The sequence below is a fragment of the Microbacterium tumbae genome, assembly GCF_054780175.1.
Map to the genome: position 1 here is coordinate 40,066 of NZ_BAAGWV010000006.1, position 8,996 is coordinate 49,061.

Consider the following 8,996-nt stretch of genomic DNA (forward strand, 5'->3'; position numbering starts at 1 on the left):
CTACCGCCCGGTGCTCGCGCCCCGGAGCCGTCGCTCGGCAGCGAGCACGCCGATGGACAGGATGCCGTTGTGCATGCGCCCCGCCAGGACGGCATCCACGGCATCCGACAGCGGAACCCACTCGACACGGATGTCGGCTTCCTCGTCCTCGCGCGCGTGCGCCTCCGCGGCGGACGAGACGCCTGTCGCGAGGAACACGTGGATCATCTCGTCGTTGCCGCCGGGGGTCGTCCAGGTGGACACCAGCGGCTCCCAGTGCGACGCGACGAGGTCCGCCTCCTCGGCCAGCTCGCGCTGCGCGGCGCGGAGCGGCTCCTCCCCCGGGATGTCGAGCAGCCCGGCCGGAAGCTCCCAGTCGCGATGCCGGATCGGATGCCGGTACTGCTGGATCAGCAGCACCCTGCCCTCGTCATCGATCGCGGCGACGGCGACCGCCCCGGTGTGCGCGACGTACTCACGGATGATCTCACCGCCGCCGTAGGCGACACGGTCGGAGCGGACGTCCCACACCCAGCCTTTGTAGACGAGGTCGCTCTGAAGCACCTCCGGCTCGAACGCCTCGTCGCGCAGCGCGGTCATGGGTGCGGGATCAGTCATCGGACTCGACGTCGAACAGCTCGCTGGAGCGGTGCCGCTCGATCGCCGCACCGACGAGACCGCGGAAGAGCGGGTGCGGATCCGTCGGACGCGAGCGCAGCTCCGGGTGCGCCTGGGTGGCCACGTAGTACGGGTGGACCTCACGGGGAAGCTCGACGAACTCGACGAGGTCGAGATCGGTGTTGAGTCCGGAGAAGACGAGACCCGCTCCCGCGATCCGCTCGCGATAGGAGTTGTTGACCTCGTAACGGTGGCGGTGGCGCTCCTGCACCTCCGTCGTCCCGTACACCTCCGCGGCGATGGATCCCTCGGCGAGGCGCGCGGGGTACAGGCCGAGGCGCATCGTGCCGCCCAGGTCGCCGTGGTCGATGATGTCCACCTGCTCGGCCATGGTCGCGATGACGGGCGCAGTGGTCTCTGGGTCGAACTCGCTCGACGAGGCATCCGCGATGCCTGCGACGTTGCGCGAGTACTCGATGACCATGCACTGCAGGCCGAGGCAGAGGCCGAGAGTCGGGATGCCCTGCTCGCGCGCGAACCGGAGCGCCCCGAGCTTGCCCTCGATGCCGCGGATGCCGAAGCCGCCGGGAACGCAGATGCCGTCCAGCGCGCCGAGCTGCGTCTTCGCGCCCTCCGGCGTCTCGCACAGGTCGGAGGGGATCCAGCGGATGCTGACCTTGGTCTCCTGGGCGAAGCCGCCGGCCTTCAGCGCCTCGGTGACGGAGAGGTAGGCGTCCGGCAGGTCGATGTACTTGCCCACCAGGCCGATCGTGACCTCGTGCTTGGGGTTGTGCACCGCGTGCAGGACCTTGTTCCAGCGCGTCCAGTCGACGTCGGCGGCCTTGGCGTCCAGGCCGAGGCGGCGGACGATGTAGCTGTCCAGGCCCTGCTCGTTGAGGGTCGAGGGGATGTCGTAGATGCTCGGGAGGTCGACCGTGTTCACGACGCCCTCGACGTCCACATCGCACATCAGGGCGATCTTGTTGCGGTTGGACTCGCTCACCGGCCGGTCGCTGCGCAGCACGAGCGCGTCGGGCTGGATGCCGACCTGGCGGAGAGCGGCGACGGAGTGCTGGGTGGGCTTGGTCTTCTGCTCGCCCGACGCTCCCATGAACGGGACGAGGGAGACGTGCACGAAGAACACGCTGTCGCGGCCGAGCTCATGGCGCAGCTGCCGGGCGGCCTCCAGGAAGGGCTGCGACTCGATGTCGCCGACGGTACCGCCGACCTCGGTGATGATGACGTCCGGTCGGGGCTCTTCATGGGCCTGCAGGCGCATGCGGCGCTTGATCTCGTCGGTGATGTGCGGGATGACCTGAACGGTGTCGCCGAGATATTCTCCCCGGCGCTCCTTGGCGATCACCTGCGAGTAGATCTGGCCGGTGGTGACGTTGGCCGCCTGCGACAGGTTGATGTCAAGGAAGCGCTCGTAGTGGCCGATGTCGAGGTCGGTCTCGGCGCCGTCGTCCGTGACGAAGACCTCGCCGTGCTGGAACGGGTTCATGGTTCCAGGGTCGACGTTCAGATAGGGATCGAGCTTCTGCATGACGACGCGGAGACCGCGCGCCGTGAGGAGATTGCCCAGGCTGGCTGCGGTGAGCCCCTTGCCCAAAGACGAAACGACACCGCCGGTGACGAAGATGTGCTTGGTGGTGTCGTTCTTGGGCCCCGCGTCGGAAGAGTTCATCACGGGCTTCAATCCTATCAGTTCGCGGTGGCGCCGAGGCTGAGCAGCTCACGGGCGTGGGTGAGCGCGGCGTCCGAATCGGCGAGTCCGGACAGCAGGCGCGCCATCTCCGCCTCACGGTCCTGACCTTCCAGTCGGCGCACGCTGGACGCGGTGACCGCGCCATCGTTGGACTTCACGACGGAGAGATGGTTGTTCGCGAAGGCGGCGACCTGCGCGAGGTGGGTGACGGCGATCACCTGCGAGGTCTCGGCGAGCCGGGCGAGTCGCCGTCCCACCTCGATCGCGGCCGCTCCTCCGATGCCGGCGTCCACCTCGTCGAAGACGAAGGTCGGGACGGGATCGGCTCCGGCGATCACGACCTCGATCGCGAGCATCACGCGGGACAGCTCTCCGCCGGATGCTCCGCGCGCCACGGAGCGCGGCTCCGCTCCCGGGTGCGGAGCGAGCAGGATGGCGACGTCGTCGCGCCCATGGGTGCTCTCCATCCCCGGCGAGACCGCGACCTCCAGGGTCGCATCCGGCATGGCGAGGGCGTGCAGCTCCTCGGAGACGGCGACGCCGAGCCGGACGGCGGCCTCGCTCCGCACCGCGGTGAGCGCCTCGGCGGCCTCATCGAGCGCCGCGCGGGCGGAGGACCGCTCGGCTTCCAGCCGCTCCACGCGGTCGGTGTCGTCGTCCAGCTCGGCGAGCCGTGCGGAACCGGACTGCCACAGGTCGAGGGCGGCGTCGAGCGAGCCGTGCGCCCTGACCAGCGTGGCGAGGGCGGCACGGCGCTCCTCGACCGCTGCGAGCTCGTGCGGCCCGGACTCGTCGAGGTCCGCCAGATATCCGGCGAGCTGCCCGGCGAGGTCCGCCACACGGTAGCCGACCTCGGCGAGTCCTTCCGCGATGCCGGCGAGGGCGGGATCGGTCACCCGTTCGAGGATGCGGCGCGCCTCTGCCAGGAGACCGGATGCGTCCGCGTCTCCGTCTTCATCGGACAGGGCGCCGTGCGCGAGCGCCGCCGCCTGCCGCAGCTCCTCTGAGTTCGCGAGACGCTCCGCGCGCTCGGCGAGGGCCTCGTCCTCCCCCGGCTGCGGGTCCGTGGCCTCGATCAGCGCCAGCGCCTCGCGCAGGCGCGCGGCCTCGTCGGCGCGGCGGTCGCGATTGTCGGTGAGATCCCTCAGCCGCGCGTCGAGAGCGCGCCAGCGCTCGAACGCCGCGCCGTAGGCGGCGAGAGCCGCCGCGATCGGCGCGCCGCCGAAGCGGTCGAGGGCATCGCGCTGCGCAGAGGCGGACTTCAATCGCAGCTGTTCGGACTGGCCGTGCACGACCACGAGCTCCTCGGCGAGGGCGGAGAGGACTCCGGCGGGCGCGGCCCTCCCTCCGACGCTCGCGCGGCTGCGCCCCTCGGCGCTCAGCGTGCGGGAGACGTAGAGCTCCGAGGCGCCGGCGTCCGCCGGTTCCAGCTCTCCGCCGGCATCCGCGACGATGTCGGCCACAGCGCCCGTGTCGGGAACGACCCAGACGCCGGCCACTGCCGCCTGCGCAGCCCCGGCGCGGACGGCGCCGGAGTCGGCGCGCTGACCGAGCAGCAGGCCGAGCCCGGTGACGACCATGGTCTTGCCCGCTCCGGTCTCACCGGTGATCGCGGTGAATCCGGGCCCGAGCGGAAGCACGGCATCCGCGATCACGCCGAGGTGCTGCATCCGGATCTCCTCGATCACGATGCGCTCTCCGCGTCGCTGCCCCGCCACCCGTCGACGGGCAGGCGGAACTTGCGCACCAGCCGGTCCGTGAACGCGGCCGGATGCAGCCGTGCCAGCCGGACGGGCCGCGACGAGCGACGGACGATGACCCGTGCGCCAGGGGGCAGCTCGTGCGACCGGCGACCGTCGCACCAGAGGATGCCGATGCCGCTCGTGCGCTCCATCATCTCGATCGCGACCGAGGCGTCCGGGCTGACGACGAGCGGACGGGCGAACAGGGCGTGCGCGGACAGCGGGATCACCGCGATCGCCTCGACGCCCGGCCAGATCACCGGTCCGCCCGCGGAGAAGTTGTAGGCCGTGGACCCCGTCGGCGTGGAGACGACCATGCCGTCGCAGCCGTAGCTGGTCAGCGGCCGGCCCTCGATCTCGACCACCACTTCGATCATGCGCTCGCGGCTGGCCTTCTCGACGGTGGCCTCGTTCAGGGCCCAGGTCTCGTAGACGACGGCGCCGGCGGCGTCCTTGACCCGCACCGAGAGCGCGAGCCGCTCCTCGACCTCGTAGTCGCGATCGATGACGCGGCGCACCGCGGCATCCATGTCGTCACGCTCGATCTCGGCGAGGAATCCGACGTGCCCCATGTTGATGCCGAGAACCGGGGCGCCGCTGTCGCGCACGAGCTCGGCGGCGCGCAGGATCGTGCCGTCTCCGCCGAGCACGATCGCGAGCTCCAGCTCGTCGGCGAGGACGGTCGCTCCCAGCTCGTCGACGTCGCTGAAATCGCCGTCGACCGCGGAGAGCTCCGCCTTGTCGTCCGCGGACAGCACCGGACGCGCGCCGGCGTCGCGAAGCGAGTCGATGACCCTGCGGGCGGCGGCGACCGTGTCCTCACGGCCGGCATGGGCGACGACCAGGATGTTGCGCTCGTTCATCGTCCTCCTGCCAGTTCGTCGATCCGTCTCGTCCATTCTGCCGGAGAGCTCCCCCGCCCCGGCGCCATGTGAACAAGGTACTCGGCGTTGCCGTGCGTGCCCAGGATCGGCGACGGCAGGATGCCGAGCATGCCCAGACCGTCGTCCCAGGCGCTCCACACGGTGCGGGCGACCGCGTCCGCCCTGGTCGGACCGTCGGTGACCAGCCCTCCGCGCACGGCGGTGCGCCCCACCTCGAACTGCGGCTTGACGAGCAGCAGGATGTCCGCGCCGGATGCCGCCACCGCCGCGATCGAGGGGAAGATCAGCGTGAGCGAGATGAAGGAGAGATCCCCGACGATGAGATCGGGCGCTCTGCGCTCCCCCGTGACCTCGGCGAGGCTCTCGGGCGTCATGTGGCGCACGTTGTACCCCTCGACGACGATCACCCCGGCGTCCTCCGCGACGTCGGCCGCGAGCTGATCGTGGCCGACGTCGACCGCGAGCACCTTCTCCGCGCCGCGCTCGCGCAGCACCTGCGTGAAGCCGCCGGTGGATGCGCCCATGTCGAGTGCCAGGCGACCGGCGACGGGGACGCCGAAGCCGTCCAGGCCTGCGATGAGCTTGTGCGCGGCGCGGCTCACATAGTGGTCGACGACGGCGACCGCGATCTCGGCGTCGTCGCCGACGGCGAAGGAGGCCTTCACGACCGGGCGCCCTGCGACCGACACGAGTCCATCCGCGATGAGGGCGGCGGCATGCGTGCGGGAGCGGGCGAGTCCACGGGCCGCGAGGGCGGCGTCGAGACGGGTCACCGTTCCGACGTCTTCTCTCGCTGGTCCAGCTTGGCGCCCGCCTCGAGACGGCGCGACAGCTCCTCGTGCAGCGTCGCGTACGCGTCGGCGCGTGCGGGCAGCGGCTGGCCCTCGATCAGGCGCAGACGACTCCAGAGTCCGTCCGCGGGGCTGCTCGTGGTGTCGTCGCTCACTCCCTCAGCCTACGGCCGATGGAACGGATCGTCGTAGAGGCGCTCTGGCACCCGCAGCACGAAGATCGGCGTCCCCGATTCCCAGACGGCCAGGGCGCCGGCGCGCAGCAGATCGATCTGGCGTGCGCCCTCTGCGAGGATCTCGACGTCGCCGCCGTTCACCCGCACCGTCGCGTCGCCCACTGTGACGGCGCCGTCCTTGCGCGTCGCCTCCGGATAGGGCTCGTGCAGGTCGCGCAGGTCGCCGAGGACGAAGGTCGGGCGGGACCCCTCGGGAGCGGCGAGCACGTGCTTGGGTCGGTCGATGCCGGTCAGCACCAGTGCGGATGCGATACCGGCGCGGTTCGCCCCCAGGACATCGGTGTCGAGCCGATCGCCGATGAACAGCGTCCGCCGCCCTCCGAAGCGGGCGACGGCCTCTTCGAAGATCGGCACCTCCGGCTTGCCCGCCACGGTGGCGAGGCGGCCGACGGCGGTGTGCACAGCGGAGACCAGGGTGCCGTTGCCGGGGGCCACACCGCGCTCTCGAGGGATCGTCCAGTCGTTGTTGGTCGCGATCCACGGGATACCGCCCTCCTCCTCTGGCACCTTCAACGCGAAAGCCGCTTCGGCGAGGTCGGTCCAGGAGACGTCAGGGGCGAAGCCCTGCACGACGGCGTCCGGGGCATCCTCCGCGCTGCGGGTGACCGTGTAGCCGGCCTTCTCCGCCTCGACGACGAGTCCCTCTCCCCCGACGACCAGAAGCGTCGCGGGGGCGGGCACGATGGATGCGAGAAGGCGCATGGCCGCCTGCGGGCTGGTGACGACCTCCTCCGCCGAGACGGTCAGGCCGAGCTCGGTGAGGTGCCGCGCGACGGACGCGTCCGTGCGCGACGCGTTGTTCGTGATGTAGCCGAGCCGGCGTTCCGCCGTCACGGCGTTGAGGCTGTCGATAGCGTACGGGAGAGCGCCTGGGCCCGCGTAGACGACGCCGTCCAGGTCGGCGAGGACGACCTCGATGCCCTCGAGCGGCGTGAAGCGCTTCTTCGAGAACAGCCCCATCAGTCGTTCTGCTCCGGATCGGCGTGGTCGTCCTCGTCCAGCAGCTCCGCGACCTCCGCCGCGATCTCGTCCTCGGTCGTGACCGCGGCTGCTCCATCCGCATCCGCATCCGCATCCGCATCCGCATCCGCATCCGCATCCGCATCCAGGATATAGCTGTCGGCGTCGCCGGAATCCGCATCCCCGACGGCGGAATCCATGCTGCCGATCTCGTTCTCGTCGGAGATGTCGCCGTCCTCGATCAGGGTGTCCTCGATGAAGATCTCCTCATCGCCGGCCTCATCGAGTCCCAGTGCCTCGAGCGCGACCTCCGCACGCTTCGCCCAGAAATCCGCCTCCTCATCGCGCCCGAGGTCTTCGAGGACCGCGGCACGGGCGGCGAAGAGCGCGGGGCTCCAGCTGAAGGCGCGATCCGGGTCAAGCTCGGGGATCTCGAGCTCACCGAGCGCGAGCTCGGTCTCCCCGAGGTCCAGACGTGCCCCGGACATCGCGATCGCCAAGGCGACGCGCACCTCGATGTCCAAGCTGCCGCGGTCCACAGAACGCCCGGTCTCGAGCGCGCGATCGGGGCGTCCGACGCCCCTTTCGCTGTCGACCATCAACGCGATCTGGTCCTCCTTGCCTGAGATCCGCCGGTAGGTGCGCAGCTCGCGGAGCGCGAGCGCGAAGTCGCCGGTCGCATACGCGGTGATGCCGAGGGTCTCGCGCACGACAGCGATGCGACCGGCACGGCGAGATGCCGCCAGCGCGTGCTCATGAGCGAGCGTCGGATCCTCGTCGATCAGCTGCGAGGCCATGGCGAGATGGCGGGCGACCTGCTCCGCGTTCTCCTTGCTCAGCGTCTTGAGCTCGTTGCGGGCCGAGGGATGCAGGGACTTCGCCGTGATGTCGTCAGGGATCGCAGGCGCGTCGTAACGCGGGCGGTCGTCGCCGGCGCGCACATCGCGCACGCGCTCAGCGCCGCCGCGTTGCGGGTAGGGCTTCCGGTCACGGCCGTCACGGTCGTCACGACGGAAGCCGCCCTCACGACGCGGAGCACCGTCACTGCGGTAGCCGCCCTCACGACGAGGGGCGCCACTGTCGCGGCGGTCGCCGCCGTCACGACGCGGAGCACCGTCACGCGACGGGTACCCACCCTCACGACGCGGGGCGCCATCACGCGACGGATAGCCTCCCTCACGACGCGGGGCACCATCACGAGAGGCATATCCACCCTCACGACGAGGGGCGCCATTGTCGCGGCGGTCGCCCTCACGACGCGGGGCACCGTCGCCGCGGTAGCCGCCCTCACGACGCGGAGCGCCATCACGCGACGGGTAACCACCTTCACGGCGCGGGGCGCCGTCGCCACGGTAGCCGCCTTCACGACGCGGAGCGCCATCGCGCGACGCATACCCACCCTCACGGCGCGGGGCGCCATTGTCGCGGTAGCCGCCATCGCGACGCGGAGCACCGTCGCCACGGTAGCCGCCCTCACGACGCGGAGCACCGTCACGCGACGGGTAGCCGCCTTCACGACGCGGAGCGCCATCACGCGACGCATACCCACCCTCACGACGAGGGGCGCCATTGTCGCGGCGGTCACCATCGCGACGCGGGGCACCGTCACGACGAGGACCAGCCTCACGCGACGGGTAGCCGCCCTCACGACGCGGAGTGCGGTCGCCACGGTAGCCATCGTCGCGACGATCTCCGCCACGACCGGGCCCGCCGTCACGAGACGCATACCCGCCCTCACGACGGGGACCGCCCTCACGATACGTGGGACGAGAGCGATCCGAAGAAGCAGAGCGATCAGGGCGCGGGCGGTCCGGACGGCCGTCCCGCGGGCTCGAACGATCGTCGTCATGGCGCCGTGGTCGACGCTCTTCCTCATCCGGCATGATCCCTGCTCTCTTCAACTTCTCGTTAACGCGAAATGGCCACCCAACCTTGGGTGGCCATTTCACAGAAGAAGTCCGGCGGTGTCCTACTCTCCCACAGGGTCCCCCCTGCAGTACCATCGGCGCTGTGAGGCTTAGCTTCCGGGTTCGGAATGTGACCGGGCGTTTCCCTCACGCTATGGCCGCCGAAACACT

The 8,996-nt window shown here is 70.6% G+C and carries 9 protein-coding genes and 1 rRNA gene; all 10 read right to left on the bottom strand.

Going from position 1 to position 8,996, the window contains the following annotated elements; translation table 11 throughout:
* Positions 1 to 597, bottom strand: coding sequence for an NUDIX domain-containing protein (locus tag ACYVGQ_RS18630; protein ID WP_460786187.1), 597 nt, complete (start codon positions 595 to 597; stop codon positions 1 to 3).
* A complete protein-coding gene (locus tag ACYVGQ_RS18635; protein WP_460786196.1) occupies positions 590 to 2,284 on the bottom strand; it encodes a CTP synthase in 1,695 nt (564 codons plus the stop codon). The genes ACYVGQ_RS18630 and ACYVGQ_RS18635 overlap by 8 nt, the downstream gene beginning before the upstream one ends.
* A 17-nt stretch (positions 2,285 to 2,301) precedes the next feature.
* Positions 2,302 to 3,993 carry a DNA repair protein RecN gene (gene recN, locus ACYVGQ_RS18640; RefSeq protein ID WP_460786188.1) on the bottom strand — a complete coding sequence of 564 codons (1,692 nt, stop codon included), beginning with the start codon at positions 3,991 to 3,993 and terminating at the stop codon, positions 2,302 to 2,304.
* Positions 3,990 to 4,910 carry an NAD kinase gene (locus ACYVGQ_RS18645; protein WP_460786189.1) on the bottom strand — a complete coding sequence of 307 codons (921 nt, stop codon included), beginning with the start codon at positions 4,908 to 4,910 and terminating at the stop codon, positions 3,990 to 3,992. Before ACYVGQ_RS18645 ends, recN begins: the two co-directional genes overlap by 4 nt.
* Positions 4,907 to 5,704, bottom strand: coding sequence for a TlyA family RNA methyltransferase (locus ACYVGQ_RS18650; RefSeq protein ID WP_460786190.1), 798 nt, complete (start codon positions 5,702 to 5,704; stop codon positions 4,907 to 4,909). The genes ACYVGQ_RS18645 and ACYVGQ_RS18650 overlap by 4 nt, the downstream gene beginning before the upstream one ends.
* Positions 5,701 to 5,877 carry a hypothetical protein gene (locus ACYVGQ_RS18655; protein WP_460786191.1) on the bottom strand — a complete coding sequence of 59 codons (177 nt, stop codon included), beginning with the start codon at positions 5,875 to 5,877 and terminating at the stop codon, positions 5,701 to 5,703. The genes ACYVGQ_RS18650 and ACYVGQ_RS18655 overlap by 4 nt, the downstream gene beginning before the upstream one ends.
* Before the next feature lie 9 nt (positions 5,878 to 5,886).
* Entirely contained in the window at positions 5,887 to 6,918 is a 1,032-nt protein-coding gene (locus ACYVGQ_RS18660) for an HAD-IIA family hydrolase (RefSeq protein WP_460786192.1), read from the bottom strand.
* On the bottom strand, positions 6,918 to 7,868 hold the full coding sequence (locus ACYVGQ_RS18665; RefSeq protein ID WP_460786193.1) for a hypothetical protein: 951 nt from the start codon (positions 7,866 to 7,868) through the stop codon (positions 6,918 to 6,920). The genes ACYVGQ_RS18660 and ACYVGQ_RS18665 overlap by 1 nt, the downstream gene beginning before the upstream one ends.
* On the bottom strand, positions 7,754 to 8,794 hold the full coding sequence (locus ACYVGQ_RS18670; protein WP_460786194.1) for a hypothetical protein: 1,041 nt from the start codon (positions 8,792 to 8,794) through the stop codon (positions 7,754 to 7,756). The genes ACYVGQ_RS18665 and ACYVGQ_RS18670 overlap by 115 nt, the downstream gene beginning before the upstream one ends.
* Positions 8,795 to 8,874: 80 nt before the next feature.
* Positions 8,875 to 8,991: ribosomal RNA gene (gene rrf, locus ACYVGQ_RS18675) — 5S ribosomal RNA — on the bottom strand.
* Positions 8,992 to 8,996: the final 5 nt, after the last annotated feature.

What these genes read in the sequence shown, in the direction of transcription:
- ACYVGQ_RS18630 (WP_460786187.1), bottom strand. Translation starts at nt 597, where the DNA reads ATGACTGATCCCGCACCCATGACCGCGCTGCGCGACGAGGCGTTCGAG.
- ACYVGQ_RS18635 (WP_460786196.1), bottom strand. Translation starts at nt 2,284, where the DNA reads ATGAACTCTTCCGACGCGGGGCCCAAGAACGACACCACCAAGCACATC.
- ACYVGQ_RS18670 (WP_460786194.1), bottom strand. Translation starts at nt 8,794, where the DNA reads ATGAGGAAGAGCGTCGACCACGGCGCCATGACGACGATCGTTCGAGCC.
- ACYVGQ_RS18660 (WP_460786192.1), bottom strand. Translation starts at nt 6,918, where the DNA reads ATGGGGCTGTTCTCGAAGAAGCGCTTCACGCCGCTCGAGGGCATCGAG.
- ACYVGQ_RS18645 (WP_460786189.1), bottom strand. Translation starts at nt 4,910, where the DNA reads ATGAACGAGCGCAACATCCTGGTCGTCGCCCATGCCGGCCGTGAGGAC.